19 protein-coding genes are annotated in these 21,471 nt (G+C 72.2%); 6 read left to right on the top strand and 13 right to left on the bottom strand.

All coding sequences use genetic code 11. The features are described 5' to 3' along the window. Nucleotides 1–51: 51 nt before the first annotated feature. From CVS47_RS05230 to CVS47_RS05210, 5 genes are all read right to left on the bottom strand, one after another. Nucleotides 52–504 carry a hypothetical protein gene (locus CVS47_RS05230; protein WP_127095146.1) on the bottom strand — a complete coding sequence of 151 codons (453 nt, stop codon included), beginning with the start codon at nucleotides 502–504 and terminating at the stop codon, nucleotides 52–54. Next, the gene (locus CVS47_RS05225; protein ID WP_127095145.1) at nucleotides 501–1,319 is read right to left on the bottom strand and encodes a 4-hydroxy-tetrahydrodipicolinate reductase; all 819 of its coding nucleotides are present in this window, start codon (nucleotides 1,317–1,319) and stop codon (nucleotides 501–503) included. Before CVS47_RS05225 ends, CVS47_RS05230 begins: the two co-directional genes overlap by 4 nt. A 39-nt stretch (nucleotides 1,320–1,358) precedes the next feature. Beyond that, complete coding sequence (locus CVS47_RS05220; protein WP_127095144.1) at nucleotides 1,359–1,961, bottom strand: histidine phosphatase family protein; 603 nt, start codon at nucleotides 1,959–1,961, stop codon at nucleotides 1,359–1,361. A gap of 179 nt (nucleotides 1,962–2,140) precedes the next feature. Continuing rightward, nucleotides 2,141–3,196: an aldo/keto reductase gene (locus CVS47_RS05215; RefSeq protein WP_127095143.1), complete on the bottom strand. Its 1,056-nt coding sequence runs from the start codon at nucleotides 3,194–3,196 to the stop codon at nucleotides 2,141–2,143. A gap of 233 nt (nucleotides 3,197–3,429) precedes the next feature. Further along, nucleotides 3,430–5,709, bottom strand: coding sequence for a polyribonucleotide nucleotidyltransferase (locus CVS47_RS05210; RefSeq protein WP_127095142.1), 2,280 nt, complete (start codon nucleotides 5,707–5,709; stop codon nucleotides 3,430–3,432). A gap of 353 nt (nucleotides 5,710–6,062) precedes the next feature. Here CVS47_RS05210 and CVS47_RS05205 point away from each other — a divergent pair, with 353 nt between their 5' ends. Beyond that, nucleotides 6,063–6,245, top strand: a complete 183-nt coding sequence (locus CVS47_RS05205; RefSeq protein WP_127095141.1) for a DUF5302 domain-containing protein — start codon at nucleotides 6,063–6,065, stop codon at nucleotides 6,243–6,245. Nucleotides 6,246–6,257: 12 nt separating this feature from the next. After that, nucleotides 6,258–6,395, top strand: a complete 138-nt coding sequence (locus tag CVS47_RS16750) for a hypothetical protein (protein ID WP_164734608.1) — start codon at nucleotides 6,258–6,260, stop codon at nucleotides 6,393–6,395. A 68-nt stretch (nucleotides 6,396–6,463) separates the two neighbouring features. On the opposite strand, the gene CVS47_RS05200 is transcribed toward CVS47_RS16750, so the two are convergent. Then, on the bottom strand, nucleotides 6,464–7,915 hold the full coding sequence (locus tag CVS47_RS05200) for a cation:dicarboxylate symporter family transporter (RefSeq protein WP_206502763.1): 1,452 nt from the start codon (nucleotides 7,913–7,915) through the stop codon (nucleotides 6,464–6,466). Nucleotides 7,916–8,100: 185 nt separating this feature from the next. Here CVS47_RS05200 and CVS47_RS05195 point away from each other — a divergent pair, with 185 nt between their 5' ends. From CVS47_RS05195 to CVS47_RS16745, 3 genes are all read left to right on the top strand, one after another. After that, nucleotides 8,101–9,378 carry a sensor histidine kinase gene (locus CVS47_RS05195; RefSeq protein WP_241240286.1) on the top strand — a complete coding sequence of 426 codons (1,278 nt, stop codon included), beginning with the start codon at nucleotides 8,101–8,103 and terminating at the stop codon, nucleotides 9,376–9,378. After that, entirely contained in the window at nucleotides 9,375–10,058 is a 684-nt protein-coding gene (locus CVS47_RS05190) for a response regulator (RefSeq protein ID WP_127095139.1), read from the top strand. The genes CVS47_RS05195 and CVS47_RS05190 overlap by 4 nt, the downstream gene beginning before the upstream one ends. A gap of 97 nt (nucleotides 10,059–10,155) precedes the next feature. After that, entirely contained in the window at nucleotides 10,156–10,317 is a 162-nt protein-coding gene (locus CVS47_RS16745; protein ID WP_164734607.1) for a hypothetical protein, read from the top strand. A gap of 6 nt (nucleotides 10,318–10,323) precedes the next feature. On the opposite strand, the gene CVS47_RS05185 is transcribed toward CVS47_RS16745, so the two are convergent. Beyond that, nucleotides 10,324–12,318 (bottom strand): glycosyltransferase, encoded by a 1,995-nt coding sequence (locus CVS47_RS05185; protein ID WP_127095138.1) that lies wholly within the window; start codon nucleotides 12,316–12,318, stop codon nucleotides 10,324–10,326. 137 nt (nucleotides 12,319–12,455) lie between these two features. Between CVS47_RS05185 and CVS47_RS17030 the strand changes: the two genes are divergently transcribed. Beyond that, on the top strand, nucleotides 12,456–13,898 hold the full coding sequence (locus tag CVS47_RS17030) for a DNA/RNA non-specific endonuclease (protein ID WP_338142385.1): 1,443 nt from the start codon (nucleotides 12,456–12,458) through the stop codon (nucleotides 13,896–13,898). Nucleotides 13,899–13,917: 19 nt separating this feature from the next. Here CVS47_RS17030 and CVS47_RS05170 read toward each other — a convergent pair whose 3' ends face one another. From CVS47_RS05170 to efeU, 6 genes are all read right to left on the bottom strand, one after another. Then, complete coding sequence (locus CVS47_RS05170) at nucleotides 13,918–14,565, bottom strand: FMN reductase (protein ID WP_127095137.1); 648 nt, start codon at nucleotides 14,563–14,565, stop codon at nucleotides 13,918–13,920. A 1-nt stretch (nucleotide 14,566) separates the two neighbouring features. Next, nucleotides 14,567–15,772 (bottom strand): LLM class flavin-dependent oxidoreductase, encoded by a 1,206-nt coding sequence (locus CVS47_RS05165; protein WP_127097206.1) that lies wholly within the window; start codon nucleotides 15,770–15,772, stop codon nucleotides 14,567–14,569. A 163-nt stretch (nucleotides 15,773–15,935) separates the two neighbouring features. Next, entirely contained in the window at nucleotides 15,936–17,648 is a 1,713-nt protein-coding gene (locus CVS47_RS05160) for a hypothetical protein (protein ID WP_127095136.1), read from the bottom strand. Nucleotides 17,649–17,883: 235 nt separating this feature from the next. After that, complete coding sequence (gene efeB, locus CVS47_RS05155) at nucleotides 17,884–19,176, bottom strand: iron uptake transporter deferrochelatase/peroxidase subunit (protein ID WP_127095135.1); 1,293 nt, start codon at nucleotides 19,174–19,176, stop codon at nucleotides 17,884–17,886. Nucleotide 19,177: 1 nt separating this feature from the next. Continuing rightward, complete coding sequence (efeO, locus tag CVS47_RS05150; RefSeq protein ID WP_127095134.1) at nucleotides 19,178–20,431, bottom strand: iron uptake system protein EfeO; 1,254 nt, start codon at nucleotides 20,429–20,431, stop codon at nucleotides 19,178–19,180. Next, the gene (gene efeU, locus CVS47_RS05145; RefSeq protein ID WP_127095133.1) at nucleotides 20,428–21,459 is read right to left on the bottom strand and encodes an iron uptake transporter permease EfeU; all 1,032 of its coding nucleotides are present in this window, start codon (nucleotides 21,457–21,459) and stop codon (nucleotides 20,428–20,430) included. Before efeU ends, efeO begins: the two co-directional genes overlap by 4 nt. Between the last annotated feature and the right edge of the window lie 12 nt (nucleotides 21,460–21,471).

Here is a 21,471-nt window from a genome sequence, read left to right as displayed (position 1 = left end):
CGGTGCTCCGCGCGAGCGCCGCTCAGCGCGAGCGCCGCTCGGCGCGAGCCCTCAGCGCGTGCGGCGGGAGGCGCCCTCGAGCGATATCGACTTCCGGACGGCAGCCCGCGCGCGTCTGCGGTCGCCCGCGGCGTCGTAGGCGAGCGCGAGCCGGAACCAGGCCTGCCACGACTCGGGCGAGGCCTCGACCTCCGCCTGGTACACGGGGAAGACGGCGTCGCCGTCCTCGCGCAGGACGCGTCCGCTCGGCCGGACCGCCACGTCGTCGGTCGGGAGTCCGCCCTCCGCCTCGAGGCGACGCGCCACCTGCTCCGCCCGCACGCCGAACCAGAGCTCGCGTCCGATCGCCCACGTCGCGATGGCCGGCAGCACGACGAGCGCCACGCCCATGGCCACCGCGATCGGCTCCCGCGCGGTGAGCAGCAGCCAGGCCCGCTGGCCGACCAGGCCGATGTAGAGCGCCAGGACGACCGCCATCACGGCGACGCCGATGCGCGCGCTCATGCGCCGGTGACCCGGGCCACCTGGCCGGGCACGTCGCCCTCGTCGGTCGCCGCGCTCTTCGGGGTCGCCGGACGCGGTGCGCGGATGCCGATGTCGAGGAAGCTGTCGAGGCCGACCACGACCCCGCGCACGTCCACCGCCGCCGCGAGTGCGATGCGGATGCCCGGAGCGTAGGCCGCGGCAGGGTCCACCGTGTCGTGCACGATCGACAGCGCCTCCCCCGCACCCGACAGGATGGTCTCCTGCCGCGCGATGACGCCGGGGCGGCGCAGCGAGTGGATCGGCACACTCGCCACCTGCTGGCCGCGCGCGCGCTGATCGACGTGGGGCGACTCGACGGGTCCGACCGAGGAGCGCGCCGCGGCGATGAGCTCGGCAGTGCGCACGGCGGTGCCGCTCGGCGAGTCGATCTTCGTCTCCCGGTGGGCCTCGACGATCTCCACCGAGGGGAAGAAAGGCGCCGCGGCGGCGGCCAGCGCGGAGCCCAGCACCGACCCCAGCGAGAAGTTCGGGATGAACAGCGCACCGCTGCCCGCAGCATCCACCAGCGGCCTGATCAGCGCGATGCGCTCGGCGGACCACCCGGAGGTGCCCACGAGCACGGGGATGCCCCGCTGCACGGCCGCGCGGACGACGTCGATGGAGATGGACGGGATGCTGGCATCGACGACGAGGTCGGCGCCGTCGATCTCGTCGAGGTCGGACCGCGACGACAGCACGGCCGACACCTCGAAGCCGTCCTCCTGCTCGATGACGTCGCGGATGATGCCGCCGAGCTTGCCGGTGCCGCCCACCAGGGCCACGCGTGTCGTCATGTCGCCCAGCCTACGGGCCCGTGCGGACGCCCCGCCGCGTCAGACCGGGAGGTTCTCCGGGAGGCCGGTGCGCAGCTCGACCGGCAGGTGCGCGAGGTCGTTGTGCGTCACCAGTGTCCACGGGCGCCCCTGCTTCTGACTGATCACCGTCAGTCCGCAGTGGGCCTGGTTGAGCGTCATCCAGCGCCAGTCGGGCGCCTGCAGCACCTCGCGGACGAACCACGCGATGACGAAGTTGTGGGTGATGAGCAGCTCGTGCACGTCGCCCGGCTTGCGCACGAGGAACTCGCTGACCGCATCGGCCATCTGCGCACCGCCGGCGTCGATCTCGGCCTCCGTGACGCTGCCGAAGAACGGCTCGAACGTGGACGGGGTCTCGGGTGTCATGCCCGTGGGAACGCAGTCGAACAGCAGGGCGGACGGCTGCGGCGAGACGGACGGCAGCCTGTCGGCGACGGCGCGCGCGGTCTCGCTCGCCCGCTCGAGCGGCGAATGCCAGACGGCGTCCAGCGGGACCCCCGACAGTCGGTCGGCGAGCAGAGAGGCCTGGCGGCGACCGCGGGGGGACAGCGGTCCGTCGACCAGTCCGTGCTCGGCGTTCTGGTGCTCGCCGTGACGCACCAGGTAGATAAAGTGCGTCACTGCTGCTCACTTCGTCGGGGACGTTTGTGGGTGACTTCCACCCTACGACACCCTCCCGGCGACCCTCCGACCCTTGTGCGCCGGGCGCGCCGCCTGCCACGAGGCGGGCCCGTCGCGAGCGGGCGCCGGCGCAGCGGTTCCTCGCTCTCCGCGCGAGCGCGGGCGCAGCGGATTTGCGCCTATTCGGAGGCGCGCGCGATCTCGCTGAGCTGGGAGCGGCTGAGACGCACACCGACGCCCTGCACGAGCTCCTCGACCTGCTGGGGCGCGAAGGCATTGACGATCGGCGCTGTCACCAGTCGCTGGGCGAGCAGCCAGGCCACGGCGACGGCCGCGTCGGGCACGCCGAGCTCGGTGCCGATGGCGTCGAGGGCCCGCAGGGTGCGACCGCCGCGGCGGTTGAGGTTCGCCGCGAGCTGCGCGCCGCGCGCCGACAGGGTGCTGCGTGTGCGCGTGCGGTGGCGCCCGGAGAGGAAGCCGTGCTCGAGGGCGTGCGAGGCGGTGACGGCCATGCTCTGCGCCCCCGCGACGAGGCGGAGGTCGGCGTCGAAGTCCTGTCGGCGGAGGATGTTGAAGGGCACGTCGAGCACCGAGATGCGGGGGAAGCCGGCGGAGGCCAGGATGCGCGCCTCCACGAGCTGGGCGGCGGTGTACCCGGTAGCGGCCAGAGACCGCACCTTCCCGGTCTCGACCAGCCACTCGGCGGTGGCGAGCGTGTCTTCGAGGGGCGTGGTCGAGTCGGTCCGCGCATCGAGGAACAGCACGTCGATGCGGTCGGTGCGCAGACGGGTCAGGGATGCCTCGACCGCTCGCACCAGATTGACCGAGCCCAGTCCGGGGTTGTCGGGGTGCCCGCCGACGCGGACGCCGAGGACCATGTCGTCGCGCAGGCCGCGGGAGTGCAGCCACCGGCCGAGGATGTGCTCGCTGCGCCCGGCGGAGAAGCTGTCGGAGGTGTGGAGGGCGTTGCCGCCGAGCCCGACGTAGGTGTCGAGGATGCCCTGGCTCGCGTCGGCGTCGACGTTCCAGCCGAACTCGGCGGCGCCGAGCACCAGCGGGAAGATGCGGAAGCCGGTCTCGCCCAGCGGGGTGCGGACTCCTTCGCCGAGCGGCCTCCCCTGCACGGGGATGGGCGCCGACGGATGCGGGGCGCCTCCGGTGGGGTCGCCGGCGACGGCGGACGCGGCGGTGCGACCGGCCGGCCCGACCGTGGCTCGAACGTCGAAGTCCGTCATCCGTCACCTCCTCGACAGGCGTCGCGTCGGAGAGGTGACGGCCAGGCGTCCGTGCCCCCCGACACGTACTGACAGGTTAGGGCCCTGCCGTCTCCACGCCGTTCACCCCGGCGGACGAATGGTGAATTTTCCATAACGCTTGCATCACGAGGCGACCGGCCGCGCGATCACCGGCCGGAGACGACGGATGCCCGCCCCCGGAAGGGGCGGGCATCCGCGATGAGGAGGAAGGATCAGCCTTCGGCGGGGGCCTCCGGGCCCGCGCTGGCCGCGGCGCGACCCTCCTGGTCGGCGGCCTCTTCGACCACCGGCTCGAGCGACAGCTTTCCGCGGTCGTCGATCTTGGTGATCTTCACGAGGATCTTCTGACCGACGCCGAGCACGTCTTCGACGTTCTCGACGCGCTTGCCACCGGCGAGCTTGCGCACCTCGCTGATGTGCAGGAGGCCGTCCTTGCCCGGCAGCAGCGAGACGAACGCGCCGAAGGCGGCGATCTTCACGACGGTGCCGAGGAACTGCTCCCCCACCTCCGGGTTGGTCGGGTTGGCGATCGCGTTGACCTGGGCGCGAGCGGCCTCGGCCGACGGGCCGTCGACCGCGCCGATGTAGACGGTGCCGTTCTCCTCGATGGAGATGTCGGCGCCGGTCTCGTCCTGGATCGCGTTGATCGTCTTGCCCTTGGGCCCGATGAGCTCGCCGATCTTGTCGACCGGGATCTGCACGCTGATGACGCGGGGCGCGGTGGGCGCCATCTCGTCGGGCGCGTCGATCGCGGCGTTCAGGACGTTGAGGATCGTGAGGCGGGCCTCACGGGCCTGGGTCAGCGCGGCGGCCAGGACCGACGACGGGATGCCGTCGAGCTTGGTGTCGAGCTGGATGGCCGTGACGAACTCGCTCGTGCCGGCGACCTTGAAGTCCATGTCGCCGAGCGCGTCCTCCGCGCCGAGGATGTCGGTCAGCGCCGCGTAGCGGGTCTGGCCGTCGACCTGGTCGGTGACGAGGCCCATGGCGATACCGGCGACGGGGGCCCGCAGGGGCACACCGGCGTTCAGCAGCGACAGGGTCGAGGCGCAGACGGAGCCCATCGACGTCGAGCCGTTGGAGCCGAGCGCCTCGGACACCTGACGGATCGCGTAGGGGAACTCCTCGCGGCTGGGCAGCACGGGCACGAGCGCGCGCTCGGCCAGGAAGCCGTGCCCGATCTCGCGGCGCTTCGGGCTTCCCACGCGACCGGTCTCACCGGTGGAGTACGGCGGGAAGTTGTAGTGGTGCATGTAGCGCTTGCGCGTCACCGGCGAGAGGGAGTCGATCTGCTGCTCCATCTTGAGCATGTTCAGCGTGGTGACACCCAGGATCTGGGTCTCGCCGCGCTGGAAGATCGCCGAACCGTGGACGCGCGGGATGACCTGCACCTCGGCGTCGAGCGGACGGATGTCGGCCAGGCCGCGGCCGTCCATGCGCACGCCCTCGGAGAGGATGCGTCCGCGGACGATCAGCTTGGTGACCGACTTGTACGCGGCCGAGAACTCCAGCGTCGCGACGGCGGGCAGGTCGCCCGCCTCGACGGCGGCCAGGAGCTCCGCCTTGACGGCGTCCTTCAGCTGGTCATCGGCGTCCTGACGCTGCTGCTTGTCGGCGATCTGGTAGATCGGGACGAGCTTGTCGTAGGCGCGGCCGGCGACGAAGTCGTAGGTCTGCTGGCTGTAGGGCAGGAAGACCGGGAATTCCTTGATGGGCTTCGCCGCCGTGTTCGCCACGACGTTCTGCGCGGCGACGAGCTCCTTGATGAAGGGCTTCGAGGCCTCGAGGCCCTCGGCCACGACCTGCTCGTTGGGCTTGACGGCGCCCGACTTGATCAGGTTCCAGCTTCCCTCGGTGGCCTCGGCCTCGACCATCATGATCGCGACCTCTCCGTCGTCGAGGACGCGACCGGCGACGATCAGGTCGAAGACGGCGTCCTCGAGCTGCGACACGGTCGGGAACGCGATCCACTGGTCGGCGTGCTCGCCGTGGCCGGGGATGAGTGCGAGGCGCACACCGGCGATCGGGCCGGAGAACGGCAGACCGGAGATCTGCGTCGACAGGGAGGCCGCGTTGATGGCCAGCGCGTCGTAGAACTCGCCGGGAGCGATGGACAGCACGGTGACGACGATCTGCACCTCGTTGCGGAGGCCCTCGACGAACGACGGGCGCAGCGGGCGGTCGATGAGGCGGCACACGAGGATGGCCTCGGTGGACGGACGACCCTCGCGGCGGAAGAACGAGCCGGGGATCTTGCCGGCGGCGTAGGAGCGCTCCTCGACGTCGACGGTCAGCGGGAAGAAGTCGAAGCCTTCGCGCGGGTGCTTTCCTGCGCTGGTGGCCGACAGGAGCATCGTCTCCTCGTCGAGGTAGGCGGCGACTGCTCCCTGGGACTGCTGGGCGAGCCGGCCGGTCTCGAACCGGACGGTGCGGGTGCCGAAGCGTCCGTTGTCGAGGACGGCTTCGGCGGCGGTGATTTCAGGACCTTCCAAGAGGTCTCTCCTTCTTTTTTTAGACTCGCGTGCCCGAATGGCGCACGAGTGCTTCGAAGGAGCAGGAACAGGCAGTTATCGGCGCGCGGCATGACCGCGTTCGCTGGCACTGGCCACCGGTCGAAATCCACCATGCTGCGTGAGAATGGGAGACCACCACTGGGGACCAGCTTCCTGCCGGCCTGCTCCGTGAATTGCTCGATGTGAAATTGAGCGGATGCCGCAAGGGCAACCCTCCCGACCTTACCAGTCCACGCTCCGCAGAGCCTGAGCGCGGGCGTCGGCGGGGTGGACGGCGGTGGTCGCGCGGATGAACTCCTCCCCCATCGGCGCCCTCTGTCTAGGCTGAGCACATGAGTACCGACGACACCGCGGATGCCGCGGCATCCGACGACATGAAGCGCAAGTTCAAAGAGGCGCTCGACAAGAAGAACGCCACGCACCGTGAGGGCCAGGCGCACCTGGACGGCGACTCCGCCGTCCACGGGACGCACGGCGCCGTCACCAAGCGCGAGTTCCGCCGCAAGAGCGGCTGAGAGGAGCACGACATGGTCTTCGACCCGACCTTCCACGAGATCGAGGCGGAAGCCGACACCCTGCCCGATCTGGACGGATCCGACCCCGACGAGGGACCCCTCGAGATCGACGCGGAGGCCGACGACCTCCCGCCCGTCGGCGAGGAGTGACCCGCCCGCACGGATGACGATGGCCCGGACCGCGCTGAGCGCAGTCCGGGCCATCGTGTTCTCCGGGATCAGGCGCGCGGCGCGGTGCCCGCCGCCGCCGTCCGGCGGTCGCCCTCGGCCGTGACCGCGGCCTCCTCCCTACCCTGCGTACCGACCGCGTCCGGCGCGGCGGACATGCCGTCGTGGTCGTGGCCGGTCAGCGACGCCTCGTCGAACGGAAGCTCCCCGGCCAGCACCGAGCGTGCCCGGCTGCGGTCGAACTCGCGGGTCCAGGTGCCGATGAGGACGGTCGCGACGGCGTTGCCGGTGAAGTTGGTGACGGCGCGGCCCTCGGACATGAAGCGGTCGATGCCGACGATGACGCCGACGCCGTTGACAAGGTCGGGACGGAAGGCCTGCAGACCGCCGGCGAGGGTGGCGAGGCCCGCGCCGGTGACGCCGGCCGCGCCCTTCGAGGCGATGACCATGAACACCAGGAGCCCGATCTGCTCCGGGATCGACATCGGCGTGCCCATGCCGGCGGCGATGAACAGCGAGGCCATCGTCAGGTAGATCGCGGTGCCGTCCAGGTTGAAGGAGTAGCCGGTGGGCACCGTGATGCCGACGACCGGCTTGGAGACGCCCAGGTGCTCCATCTTGGCGATGAGGCGCGGCAGGGCGGACTCGGAGGAGCTGGTGCCGACGATGAGCAGGTACTCGCGGCCCAGGTACTTCATCAGGCTGAACAGGTTGATGCGGGCGACGGCGTAGAGCAGGGTGCCGAGGATGCCGACGATGAACACGGCGCAGGTGATGTAGAAGGCGATGAGCAGGATGCCGAGGCTCACGATCGCGGCGACGCCCGTCTTTCCGACGACCGCGGCGATGGCGCCGAAGGCGCCGAGGGGGGCGAGCCACAGGATCATGCCGAGGATGCGGAACACGAGCACCTGCAGCTGCTTGACGGCGAACATGATGGGCTCGCCGCGACGGCCGAGGCCCTGGAGGGCGAAGCCGACCAGCAGGGCGATGAACAGCACCTGCAGCACGCTCGTGCCGGTGAAGGCGCTGAAGAACGTGGTCGGGATGATGCCCAGGAGGAACTCCTGCGTGGTCTTCGCCTCGACGTTCGAGGTGTCGTAGGTCGACGAGGTCATGTCCAGGCCGTCGCCCGGGTGGATGATGTTGCCGACGACCAGGCCGATGGCCAGGGCGAAGGTCGTCATGATCATGAAGTAGACGAGCGCCAGGCCGCCGATCTTGCCGACCGTCGCGGCCTTGGCGATCGAGCCGACACCCACCACGATCGTGCAGAAGATGATCGGCGCGATCATCATCTTGATCAGGTTGACGAAGGCCTTGCCGATCGGCTCGAGGCCGACGGCGAAGGCCGGCCAGAGAAGACCGACGACCACGCCCAGGACGACGGCGATGATGACCGAGACGTAGAGCCAGGTGTGACGGTCCCAGCTGCGCTTGCCGCGGCGCCAGGCAAAGCCGGGAAGTCGGAGAGTGGTGGTCTGGGGAATGCGGGAAGACATCGTCGCCTCCATCGATCGGGACTGCTTCGTCCAGGTTGTGGGCCGGAGGGAACCGGCTGATGCACTCACGATGCGCCCGCGCGCGCCGCGCCGCGATTTGTGGTCGTATTGGTCGCGCATGCGCGCAGCGGGCGCGGCGTGGCCGGGCATGTGAGGATCGCGAAGAGGCGGACAGGAGGACGGGCGTGGCCGCTCGCACCAGGAGGTCACGGGAAGTCGGCAGCGCGGCATCCCGGGTGTTCCTCGCGCTCTGCGTGGCCGGGGTGCTCATCGCCGGCGCCATGACCGCGCTGCTGCTGTTCGAGTCGCAGCGGGCGGTGCGCGCCGAAGCGGAGCGGGTGACGGCGGCGGTGGCCTCCGCGCTGGCGGCGTCCCCCGACGTGGGCGCCGAGCTGGCCGGCGATCCGGATCCCACCGCCGTGCTGCAGCCGGTCGCCGTGCGGGTCATGGCCGAGTCGCGCGTCGACTTCGTCACGATCATGACCGTGGACGGCATCCGCGTCACCCATCGCGATCCCGCGCAGATCGGGCTCCCCTACATCGGCACGATCCCCTCGTCCCCCGTCGCGCTCACCGAGGAGTTCACCGGCACGCTGGGCCCCTCCGTGCGCACGATCGTCCCGGTGGAGGCGGACGGCCGCCAGGTGGGATGGGTCGCGGTCGGCGTCACCATCGGCAGCATCTCGTCCGCCTTCCTCGCCCGGCTCCCCGTCGCGCTCGCCATCGCGCTGGCGGTCGTGACGGCAGGCGTCGCGGGCGCTCTGCTGGCCCGCCGGGTCACCCGCCGCGTCACCGGCGACCTCCCGGCCGGCGCGGTGCGCGACGCCCTGTCGTCGTACGAGTCGCTCCGCACGCTCGGCGAGGCCCTGCGCGCGCAGACCCACGAGCACGGCAACCGGGCCCACACCGCCGTCGCGCTCATCGAGCTCGGGCGCACCGACGAGGCCGTGCAGATCCTCACGGCCACCTCCCGCCGCAGCCAGGAGCTCATCGATCAGGTGAACGCCCGCCGCGACGGCGATCCGACGGTGGGGGCGCTCCTCCTCGGCAAGGCGTCGCAGGCCGCCGAGCGCGGCATCGACTGGACGGCCGACATCTCACCCGACGCTCCGGGCTCGGTGCTCGCGCCGATCGATCAGGTCGCGGTGGTGGGAAATCTGATCGACAATGCGCTGGATGCGGCGGCCGCCGGCCCTCTGCCGCGCTGGGTGCGCGTCGGCATCGCCCGCGGCCCGCTCGGCATCGGGCTCACCGTCTCCGACAGCGGCGGCGGCGTGCCCGACGAGCTGCGCGAGAAGGTGTTCGAGCACGGGTTCTCCACGAAGCCGGCGGGCGCCGAAGGGCGCGGCGTCGGTCTGGCGCTCGTGCGCTCGCTGGTGGAGGACGCGGGCGGCACCCTCGAGCTCAGCACCACCGCCCCCACGACCTTCCGCGCCGACCTGCCCGCCCGGAGCCCGTCGTGATCTCCGTGCTGCTGGTGGACGACGAGCCGCTGACCCTGGAGCTGCACCGGCACTACGTCGCGCGGCTGGACGGCTTCGAGGTCGTGGCCGAGGCCACCGGCGCCCGTGCCGCCATCAGCGCCGTGCTCGAGCGGCCGCCCGCGGGAGGCATCGACCTCGTGCTGCTGGACATGAACATGCCCGACGGCACCGGACTCGACGTGCTCCGCCACGTCCGGGCGCGGGGCGCCTCGGTCGACGTCATCGCGATCACCTCGGTGCGCGACGCGGACGTGGTGCGCCAGACGGTCGGCCTCGGCGTGGTGCACTACCTCGTCAAGCCGTTCGACTTCGCGACGTTCCGCGAGCGGCTGCAGCAGTACCAGGACTACCGCCGCCGCGCGTCCGATGCGGCGGGCGACGCGACGCAGGCCGAGATCGACGGGATGCTGGGAGCCCTCCGGCCGGCCGTGGCGGCCGCGGCGCCGAAGGGCCTGTCGGCCGATTCGCTGGAACGGGTCGCCGCCGAGCTGCGCGCGCACGGACCGCTGTCGGCGAGCGAGGCCGCGGAGAGGCTCGGGATGTCGCGGGTCGCCGTGCGCCGCTACCTCGAGCACCTGGCCGACGTCTCCCGCGTGCAGCGCGCGCCGCGCTACGGATCGCCGGGGCGCCCGGAGACCGAGTACTCCTGGCGCAGCTGAGCCGCGCGCCGGCCGACGCAACCCGCTGGCGGGCGGGAGGACCTCCGCCTACGGTGGTCGGGTCGGCACTGCGCCGGCGCGAGCGAAGGAGTGCGACATGGACCGCGACGCCACACCCGTTCCCAGCGACGAGCCGGAGGTCAGCTCCGACGCCGCGCCCGACGAGCAGGAGCTGACGATCTCGGCCGCCGAGGAGGCGGAGATGCGCCGTCAGGTGGCACTCGAGCTGGAGACCTTCGAGGGCGGCATCCAGGGCTGAGGCCGGTCAGGCCTCCGCGCGCCGCGTCGTCGAGCGCGGCCGCAGCTCGACGTAGCCGTCGTGCTTGGCCGCGATGCCGTCGCCGGCCGTCCGGCCGGCCATGCGCCGCAGCATCCACGGAATCGCGTGCAGGCGCAGCCACACACGCGACGGCAGGCTCGGCACCGGTGCGTCCTCGTCGGCGTGCAGCGCGGCGTCCAGCTCGCCGAGCGCCTCCGCGTCGGGCACGCCGAGCACCTCCGCCGCGCGGTAGGCGAGGAACCGGTGGCCGACGGCCTGCAGGTGCACCCGGTCCTCGGCCCACATGCCGAGTCCGCCCATCTCGGGCACGGCGTCGACGTCGAGGAGCACGCAGCCGGTGTCGCGCGCGATGCGGCGCAGCTCCGATGCGAAGCGGGCGAATCGGCCGGCCAGCACGCGTGCGGTGGCCCGGTGCGGCAGGAACGGAGTGACGAGCAGCACGTCGCATCCCGCGTCGCGGAGGGTGCGGACGCCGCGCTCCAGGTCTGCGGCGAGTGCCACCGGGTCGGCGCCGACCCTCACGAGGTCGTTGGCGCCGACGAGCACCGACACCAGCTGCGGTCGCAGGGCCAGGGCGGCCGGGATCTGCTCCCGGAGGACGTCCTGGATGCGGCGGCTGCGCACGGCGAGGTTCGCGTAGCGGAAGCGGGTCGAGCCGGTGCGGGCGTGCGCGAGGAGCAGGGCGAGCCGGTCGGCCCAGCCGCGGTACTCGCCCTCCGGCACGCGCGAGCCGTCGCACAGCCCCTCCGTGATCGAGTCGCCGAGGGCCACGTACCGCGCCCACCGCGGCGCGGCGGGCGCATCGTCCGCCCGGGACGCGGGCGGGCCGGAGGTTCGGGTCGCGGCTCGCACCACGGTCGCCTCGTCGAGCCGGCGCAGCATCCGGGCGTCGTCGTAGTGTCCGAGCAGCTGGTGGCCCAGGGCCTCCCAGGTGCGCTCGCGCACGGCTTCGCGGGCCGCGAGCCCGAACGACCGGCGCTTGGCCGCATCGCCCGCGAGGTCGCTCACCCGCGCACGCAGGTCGGCGAGGTCGCCGGGCCGGTAGAGCCACCCGTCGATGCTGCTGCGGACGAGGTCGACCGGGCCCCCGCGTCCCGTGGCGACCACGGGCACGCCGCTGGCGTGCGCCTCCTGCACGGTCTGGCAGAACGTCTCGCTCTCACCCGGGTGCACGAAGACGTCGAGGCTGGCGAGGGCCGTCGCCAGCGCGTCGCCGCCGAGGAAGCCGGTGAAGACGGCTCCGGGAAGCAGCGTCTCCAGGCGTGAGCGGGCCGGTCCGTCGCCGATCACGACGAGGCGCACGCCCTCGATGCCGGCGAGCGCGGCGAGGTCCTCGACCTGCTTCTCCGGTGCGAGCCGGCCGACGTAGCCCACCAGCACCTCGCCGGGAGCGCCGTGGGCGCGGCGCCACGCCTCGCTCCGGCGCGACGGGTGGAAGCGCTCGGCGTCCACGCCCCGGCCCCAGGTGCGGAGGCGGTCCACGCCGAGCCCCTCGAGCTGGGCCGCGGCCGCCGAGGAGGGCGCGAGGGTCAGCGTCGCGCGCCGGTGCAGCTTCGAGACGTGCCGCGCGGCGAGCGGAGCCATGCCGGGCACGCCGTACTTCTCCGCGTAGGCGATGACGTCGGTCTGGTAGACGGCGACGCTGGGCACGCCGAGCACGTCGGCGGCCACCACGCCCTGCCCGCCCAGGACGAAGGGCGAGGCGAGGTGGACGACGTCCGGCGAGAACGCACGGAGCAGACGGGTGAGCCGGGCGGTGCGGGCGAACGCCACGCGCACCTCGGGGTAGGACGGCAGCGGGACCGACCGCAGGAGCGCGGTGCGGGCTCCGTGCAGCGGTGCATCGGGCTCCCCCGTGCCGGGCGCGATCACCAGTGCGTCGTGCCCTTCGCGCTCGAGGTGACGCAGCACCTGGAGCACGGACCCCGTGACGCCGTTCATGTGCGGAAGGAAGGATTCGGCCAGCAGCGCGACTCTCACACCTCCAGGGTGGCCCTCGCCGAAGCATCCGCTCCACGTTCCGGCGCCCCCGCACGCGACGTTCACCGGATGCTCGACGTGCGGCCACCGGGCGTCTGCCGACGCGTTCCCCTGCGCGGGGGACGCTGGCCTCGGTGATGATCGACGATGCGCTGACGGGGCTGGCGGCGAGCCCTGCCGTGCTGCCCCTGCTGTTCGCGCTGGTGCTCGGCGACGCGTTCCTCGTGATCCTCCCCGGCGAGGCCGCGGTGACCGCGCTGGCCGCACTCGCGGTCTCGCAGGGCGCGCCGTCGCTCGTCGGCGTGGTGCTGGTGGCGGCGTCGGCCGCGCTCTGCGGCGACGTGCTCTGCTACGCCGTCGGACGCCGCGTCGGGCTGGACCGCTGGACCTGGATGCGGCGGCCGCGGGTGACGGCGGCCTTCGCGTGGGCGCGCGACCGCCTCGACCGCCGCACCGCGTCGGTGCTGTTCACGGCGCGCTTCATCCCGTTCGCCCGGCTCGCGGTGAACCTCACGGCGGGCGCGGGCCGCATGCCGGTGCGACGTCACCTGCCGTTCGCCGCGGGCGCCGCGCTGGTCTGGGCGCTGTACCAGGCGTTCGTCGGCGCGCTGGTGGGGCAGCTGCTCCCCGGAGCGCCGGTGCTCGCAGTGGTCGTGTCGATCGTCGTCGCGCTGGTCCTCGGTGCGCTGCTGGACGCGGTCCTCACGCGGCGCGCGCGCACGCGCGTCGCTGTCCGCTCCCCGTGGAAAGGTGTTCCCATGACCGAGACGTACGGACCGGGCTACGACCCCGGCTTCCTGGGGTCGGCGCTGCCCCTGCCGATGCCCGCCGACGACGTGCCCGTCGCGGTGCTCCCCTATCTTCACTTCTCGGTCGTGCTGCAGACCGCGCGACGGCTGGCCTGCGTGACCGGCGTCAACATCGACGGCGCGTCCCTCAAGGACCTCGCCCGCACCGGCGACTGGGAGTACGACCCGCGGGCCGACGCCGACGCGCAGTGCGGGCCCGAGGTGTACGCGCGCAACGATCTCGACCGCGGGCACCTCGTGCGCCGGCGCGATCCCGGCTGGGGAGACGAGTCGACAGCCCGCCGCGCGACGGAGCAGACCTTCTTCTTCACCAACGCCGCGCCGCAGGCGTCGGGGTTCAACCAGTCGCCCGACCTGTGGCTGGGTCTCGAGGACCACGTGCTCGCCTACGCCGGCGCGAATCGCCTGCGCGTCTCCGTCTTCACCGCGCCGGTGCTCGAGGACGACGACCCGCCGTATCGCGGCGTGCGCCTCCCCCGTCGGTTCTGGAAGATCGCGGCCTGGGCCACCGCCGGGGCGGGATCTCCCCTGGCGGCCGCCGGCTTCGTGCTCGACCAGTCGCGGCTCATCGACACGGGTGAGGAGCGTGCGGTGGCACCGCTCGCGGGCTTCCGCACCTTCCAGGCGCCGATCGCCGACATCGCGGCGGAAGCGGGGATCGACGTCGGCCTCCTGGCCGAGGCCGACGTCCTGGCACTCGTGCCCGCGTCGCGACCCGGAGCCGCGTGGCGCGAACTCGACGATCCCGCCGACATCCGCCTCTCCCGCTGACGGAAGAGGCGGTCGCCGGCTACTCCCCCGCGAGGCCCCCGAGCAGGTGGCCGAACGAGCGGCCCTCGCCGAGGTAGGTCGACGGGTCGAAGGGATCCTCGGATGCCGCGGGCTCCCGCCGTGCGACGGCGTCGGCCAGCTCGCGCGCGGCGCGATCCACCCGGTTGCCCAGGGGGGCGACCTGGTCGGCGCTTCCGCCCCAGTCGCTGGACGCGGCGAAGACGCCGGTGGGCACGGGCTCCGCGTGCAGGTAGGTGAACAGCGGGCGGATGGCGTAGTCGATCGCGAGCGAGTGACGCGCCGTGCCGGCGTTCGCGCCGATGAGCACCGGGGTGCCCGAGAGCGCGTCGGGGTCGAGGATGTCGATGAACGACTTGAACAGCCCCGAGTAGCTCGTGGAGAAGATCGGCGTCACGGCGATGAGGGCATCGGCCGAGACGACGGTGTTGACCATCGTCTCCAGCGCGGCCGGCGCGAAGCCGGTCATGAGGTTGTTCATGATGTCGTGCGCGTAGTCGCGCAGCTCGAATACGTCGACCTCGGCTTCGATGCCCTGCTCCCGCAGGTCCCGCACGACGGCGGCGGAGAGCCGGTCGGCGAGGAGCCTGGTCGAGGAGGGGTTGGAGAGGCCGGCGGAGACGACCGCGATGCGGCGGGAGGCGGTCATCTCACGCCACCGATCGTGTCGCCGCGGCGCCGAACGCGGAGCCCTGGCGTGCCGGGGTGTCCTGGTAGGGCGAGCTTCCGGTGACGTTGTCGCCGCGGTTGGCGTGCGGGCGTGCCTCACGGGGTGCGCCGTCGGCGTACGCCTTGGCGACGAGGGCCGCGTGCGTGGGGGCGTCGGGGACCTCGGCGGGACGGTTCTCGGCGAGCTCGCGACGCAGCACCGGCACGACCTCGCCGCCCAGGATGTCGAGCTGCTCGAGGACGGTCTTCAGCGGCAGGCCCGCGTGGTCGATGAGGAACAGCTGGCGCTGGTAGTCGCCGTAGATGTCGCGCATGCCGGCGTAGCGGTCGATGACCTGCTGGGGCGAGCCCACCGTGAGGGGGGTCATCTCGGCGAAGTCCTCCATCGACGGACCGTGACCGTAGACGGGCGCGTTGTCGAAGTAGGGGCGGAACTGCCGGACGGCGTCCTGCGAGTTCTTGGCCATGAACGCCTGGCCGCCGAGGCCGACGATCGCCTGCTCGGGCGTGCCGTGGCCGTAGTGCGCGAAGCGCTGGCGGTACAGCGCGATCAGGCGCTGGTAGTGCTCCGCGGGCCAGAAGATGTTGTTCGCGAAGAAGCCGTCACCGTAGTACGCGGCCTGCTCGGCGATCTCGGGCGTGCGGATGGAGCCGTGCCAGACGAACGGCGCGACGCCGTCGAGCGGGCGGGGCGTGGAGGTGAATCCCTGCAGGGGCGAGCGGAACTTGCCCTCCCAGTCCACGACGTCCTCGCGCCAGAGCTTGTGCAGCAGCGCGTAGTTCTCGATGGCGAGCGGCAGGCCCTGACGGATGTCCTTGCCGAACCAGGGGTAGACCGGTCCGGTGTTGCCGCGACCGAGCATGAGGTCGGTGCGACCGCCGGAGACGTGCTGCAGCATCGCGAAGTCCTCGGCGATCTTCACCGGGTCGTTCGTCGTGATGAGCGTGGTGGCCGTGGACAGCACGAGACGCTCGGTCTGCGCGGCGATGAAAGCGAGCGTGGTGGTCGGCGACGACGACCAGAACGGGGGGTTGTGGTGCTCGCCGAGGGCGAAGACGTCGAGCCCGACCTCTTCGGCGTGCTTGGCGAGCGTGATGGTGTCGCGGATCTTCTCCGCTTCGCTCGGGGTCCGGCCTGTGGTCGGGTCCTCGGTGATGTCGCTCACGGTGAAGATGCCGAACTGCATCTGGGGTGTCGTGTCGTTCACGATCGATCTCCGATCCGGGATGCCGTGGCATCCGCTTCTATTCATCTGAATGTATCTGATGAAACATCGTCACGTCGAATCTATTCCCTGACATGCGAGAGGGCCCCCGACACGTGTCGAGGGCCCACTCGTGTCCGACGGATCAGCGCGTGCGCACGGCGCGACGCAGGACACGGGGGCCGGCGAGGAGCACCAGTCCGAGCAGCAGCGCCGCCCCGGCTGCGGCCGACCAGGTGGCCGACGACGCGACGGTGCCGTCCGCGGCCCCGGTGGCCGCGAGTGCAGCGGGGACCGAGCCGGTCACTTCGGCGACCGGCGCGGGAGCCTCGACCGCCGTGACGACCGAGACGGGCACGACCGGAGCCGCCACGGTCGGCGTCTCGACCGGCGCCTCGACGGGCGGGGTGAAGATGGCGGCGCCCCCGACCTTGCCGAACGCGAAGATGAAGGTGTTGGGCGTCCCTCCCGCGGGGTCGTCCGCGGTCTGGCCGAAGGAGTACGCCTCGGCGCCGACGGCTGCCAGGGCCGCCTGCGCTTCGGACTCCGAGGCCGCGCCGCCGTAGAAGATGACGAACGACAGCGACGTCCCGACACCGAGCGGACCGAAGTCGAAGTCGAAGAGCGCGCCGTGGTCGGAGGGGCCGGAATCGACCATGTTCCCCTCGCCGAGGATCGCGCTCGGACCGCTCAGCGGGTTCGAGCTCGCGAAGCCGTCGTCGCTCGTGTAGGTCAGCGCCGACGCGGTGCCGCCGTCGATCGTGACGAACTCGCTGAACGCGGTCGGCTCGACGTCCCAGTCCATGACGCGCCGGTACTGAACGGTCGCGATCGGCGCGCCCGACATGTTCTCGATCGTCACGTTGACCTGGTAGAGGTGGGGCGTGGCGGTGGAGGGCACGTACTCGTGCGTGACACGGAAGTACGGCACGCCGTCGCCGTCGTTCACGGTGACGACCGAGGTCGCCGTGGATCCCGTGTGCGTGAACGACTCGAGCGTCAGGTTCTCCCCGCCGGCCCCGAGCTCGTGGATGTTCGCGCCGCCCCAGACGCCCGTTCCGGGGTCGGCCACGCCCCACCCCTCGCAGAGGCAGCCCGGCGAGGTGGAGTCGTTGCCGGTGGGGAGGAACTCCAGGCCCGCGTCACCCCCACCTGCGGCACTGCCGGCGCCGTCGGTCGTGTTGAGCTCGCCGGTCGGATTGACCGCCAGCAGCACGGTGCCGTTGTCGATGCAGACCGCCGGATAGCAGGGATCGCCCGGCGCGGGCAGCGCCGGCGCCTCGTCGGCGAACAGCGTCACGGTCGGCTCGGCGGCCTCCGCGCTCAGCACCTCGTCGGGAGTGGTCGTGGCGGGGTCGACGACCTCGACGATCGGCGAAGCCGCCGGCTCGGGAGCGGCGTCGGTCACGGGCTCCGTCGCCGGGGGCGTGGCCTCTGGTGTGGCGTCCGGCTCGGGAGTGGAGGTCGGGGGCGAGACGGACGGCGGGTCGGCGGGGGAAGCGGGCTCGGGCTCAGTGGAGAGCTCAGCGACGGACTCAGCGGCCGGCTCGGCGACGGGCTCAGCGGCCGGCTCAGCGGGGACCGGCGCAGCGGCCGGCTCAGCGGGGCTGGGCTCAGCGGCAGGTGCGGCCGCGACCGACTCTGGAGCCGGCTCGGCAGCGACCGGCGCGGACTCCGCAGGCGGTGCGGCGGAGTCCGGACCGGGTGCTCCGGGTGCGCTGACGCTGGTCTCGGGCGCGGGCGCGGGCGCGGCATCCTCGGCGAACGCGGCCGCCGGGAAGGCGAGCGACGATGCCCCCAGCGCCAGGATGCACGACAGGGTCAGGGTGGAGCGCAGGTGTGCGGATGGAGCGTTCATGCGTGTTTCCTCCAGTCGATGGCAGGCGGATCGCCTCGACCATCAAGAGAGACCGCACCCGCCCCAGATACATCGGCAGCGCAGTCCTCGGGTCGCCCCCCTCTCGCTCTCCACCGGCGGCGCGCTCGAACTCCACGGGTGGCATGCGATCGGTTTCAGGACGACTTTCGTCGCCTGCACTCGCGCCGAGGCGACGAAAGTCGTCCCCAACCCGGGGACCACGCGGGGGGTCGGGTCAGCTGAACAGGCCTGCGCCGACGTACGACCCCTGGGCCGCACCGGGCGGGACGGCCCAGATGCCGGTGCCCACGTGCCGGATGTACTCGTTCATGGCATCGGTCGACAGCGAGCGCTGCAGCGTGACGAACTGCGCGGGCGACCGCTGGAACGACAGGAAGAACAGGCCGGCGTCGAGGCGTCCGAGGTCGTTGTTGCCGTCGACGAAGTTGTAGCCGCGGCGGAGGATCTGCACGCCGCCGTTCGAGTCGGGATGGGCGAGCCGCACGTGGCTGCGCGCCGGGATGGCGGCGGCGCCCGCGGCATCCGTCTTCTCGAGATCCGGGCGCGCGAACTCGTCGCCGCCGGACAGCGGAGCGCCGGCCGCCTTGTCGCGGCCCACGATGTTCTGCTGCTCCGACAGTCGCACGCGATCCCATGACTCGATGAGCATGGCGATCTTGCGGGCGACGAGGTAGCTGCCGCCCGACATCCACGACGGCTGGTCGGCGCCGGACACCCACACCGCGGCGTCGAGGGCCGCGGCGTCGTCGGCGAGGATGTTCGCCGTCCCGTCCTTGAACCCGAAGAGGTTGCGCGGCGTCGCCTGCGCCGCGGTCGTCTTGGACGTGCGCCCGAACCCGAGCTGCGACCAGCGGATCCGCGCGCGGCCGAAGGCGATGCGGCTCAGGTTGCGGATCGCGTGCACGGCGACCTGCGGGTCGTCGGCGCAGGCCTGGATGCAGAGGTCGCCGCCGCTGGCGTCGGGGTTCAGGTCCTCTCCGAGGAACGCGGGCAGGCGCTCGAGCTCCGGCGGACGTCGTGCGGCGATCCCGTAGCGGTCGCCCGCGTCGCCGTCGAAGAGGGTCGGGCCGAAGCCGAACGTGATGGTGAGCGAGCTGGCCGGCAGCCCCAGCGCCTCGCCGGTGTCGTCCGGCGGCGCCTCGGGCGATCCGCCGACGGCGCCGCTGGCGCTGACGTCGAGCCCCTGGGTCATCCGCGAGGCGGCGTACGACCAGTCCTGCAGCAGCGCGATGAGGTCTTCGCGGGTCGTCCGGGCCATCATGTCGAACGACGCGAAGTGCAGGTGATCCTGCACGGGTGTGGTGATGCCGGACTGGTGCTCGCCGAAGAACGGGTGGACGGATGCCGCATCCGCTGTCGTCGCCGATGCCGAGCGGGCCGCCACCACGCCCCCGGCGACTCCCGCGCCGGCACCGACGACCGCTCCGGCGGCGCCCACGAGGCCGAGCATGCCGCGACGGCTGATGCCGCCGCGGTGCTCGGGCTCGGGGATGGCGCGGTCGGTCATGTCAGTCGAGCACCGTCGTGGTCAGGCGCGAGAGCGGCTCGGCGAGCGCGTTGATGAGGTCGGTGAGCTCGCGCTTGTCGGCGTCGGTGAGGGTGCGGTAGCCCACGAACCCGTCGGTGAGGGAGCCGTGCGCGGCGAGCGCGGCCTCGAGGTCGCCGTAGCCGGCGTCGATGCGGGAGACGAGGCTCGTGCCGTCCTGGCCCTTGCTGTCGGCGAAGTCGCGCACGAGGGAGAAGGCCATCTTGGAGCCCTCGACGTTCGCGGCGAAGTCGTAAAGGTCGGTGCCCGACCACCAGTCCTCCTCGCCGGTGATCTTGCCCGTGGCGACCTCGTCGAGGAGCGCGATCGCGCCGTTGCTCAGACCGGCGACTCCCTGCGCGTCGAGCGACTGGGTGAACTCCGGCCCGTGCACGTAGTCGTACAGCTCCTGCACGTCCGCGATGAGTCCGTCGCCGTAGGCGGCGCGCTCCTCCGGCGTGGAGGGCGCCCAGCCCTGCCAGGCGGGCGTCTCGCCGTCGGCGTTCAGCGCGTCCTGCGCGGGAACCCACAGATCCTTCTCGATGCGGTGGAAGCCGGTCCAGTCCAGCCCCTCGGCGACGGCGTCGACCTCGCGGTAGTCGATGCGCGGGTCGAGGTCGCCGAGCGCCTCAGCGACCGGCTCGATGCGCTCGTAGTAGGCCCGCACCTGCGGGAACGCGGCCTGCGCCGCCGCGTCGTCGCCGGACTCGTAGTCATCGGCGAGCTGCTGCACGGCGGGTACGAGCTGGGCGACCTGATCCTTCACGAAGGCGGCGTAGAGGTCCACGGCCTGCTGCTTGAGCTCCCCGTCGGGCCCGTCGACCGTCACCGCATCGCCGCTGACCGTGAAGTCGGCGCGACCGATGCCGTCGCCGATCATCCCGGGCTTGCAGACGGTGAAGTACTTCCCGGGCTGCGCCACGACCGTGAGGCTGCGGCTCGCGCCGGGGGCGACGTTCTCGACCTCGCCGACGATGCGCAGCCCGTCGTCGGCGAGCAGGTAGAACTCCGTCACCTGGCTGCCGCCGTTGGTCACGTCGAACGCGAGGGTGCCGCTCTGCGCGGTGGAACCCGACACCTGGCAGGAGTCGTCGGTCGACGTGACGGTGAGGCCGGCGGAGGAGCCGGCCGCCGAGGTGTCGGCCTTGGCGACGCAGCCGCTCAGCGCGAGCGCGGCGACGGCGACGACACCGGCGGCGGTCAGCGCGCGTCCGGCGGTGGTACGGAGGGTTCTCATGCTGCTCCAGGAGGGGACGCCGGCGCGGTGTACATCGCACCGGGGAGGACAGGGGTTGAGGGGGAAGCGGATGCTGCGGCCCGGCCCGCCGCGGCGGGCACAGGGGAGGCGGCCACCGGGGCGGGGGCTGCCGCGTCGGCCGCGGCACGGCGCGGACGGCCGCGGCGCACGTTGCGGAGGAAGAACGCGCCGACGATCGCGACGTAGAGGGCCCAGGCGATCACCTGCAGCCAGGTCATGGCGGGCATGAAGCCGACCGTCGCCTGCAGGAGCGCCGCGGGGGCGTCGCCCGGGCGGATGGTCTGGCTGACGTCGAACGCCCAGCCGAACGGGAACCCCGACCAGCCGACGGCGACCGCACCGGTGGCGGGATCCCGCGGGGCTGCGTCGGTGAAGGGGCCGGGCAGCGCGCCGGCCTCCTGCAGGTCGTGCAGCGCGTAGGCGAGCACCCCTGCCGCGACGACGACGAGGAAGCCGCCCGTCCACGTGAAGAACCGCCGGAGATCGAGCCGCAGCATCCCGCGCGCGAGAAGCCACCCGAGCACGACCGCCGCCAGCAGACCGAGCAGAGCGCCCAGCAGCGCCGACGGCGCATCGCCGAAGGACTGCACCATCGACCACAGCAGCAGCGTGGTCTCGATGCCCTCGCGGGCCACCGACACGAAGCCGATGAGCACCATCCCCCAGAGAGTGCCCTGCGCCAGCGCCCGGTCGATGCCGCCCTCGATCGTCGCCTTCAGCGAGCGGGCGGCCTTCTGCATCCAGAAGATCATCCAGGTCACCATGGCGACGGCCACGAGAGACAGGGAACCGCCGATGAGCTCCTGGGCCTGGAAGGTGAGGCTGTAGGCGCCGAACGTGAGCACCGCCCCGATGCCGACGGCGAGGACGACCGCCAGCGCGATGCCCGCCCACATGCGGGGCAGCACGTCGCGACGGCCGAGGCGCGTCAGATAGGCGACGAGGATGCCGACGACCAGCGCGGCTTCGAGGCCTTCACGGAGGCCGATGAGGAAGGTGGCGAGCACGGCGGACGGACT

The sequence above is a fragment of the Microbacterium lemovicicum genome (assembly GCF_003991875.1).
Lineage (GTDB): Bacteria > Actinomycetota > Actinomycetes > Actinomycetales > Microbacteriaceae > Microbacterium > Microbacterium lemovicicum.
The sequence above is the reverse complement of the archived record's forward strand: the minus strand, read 5'-3'. Positions and strand labels throughout refer to the sequence as shown.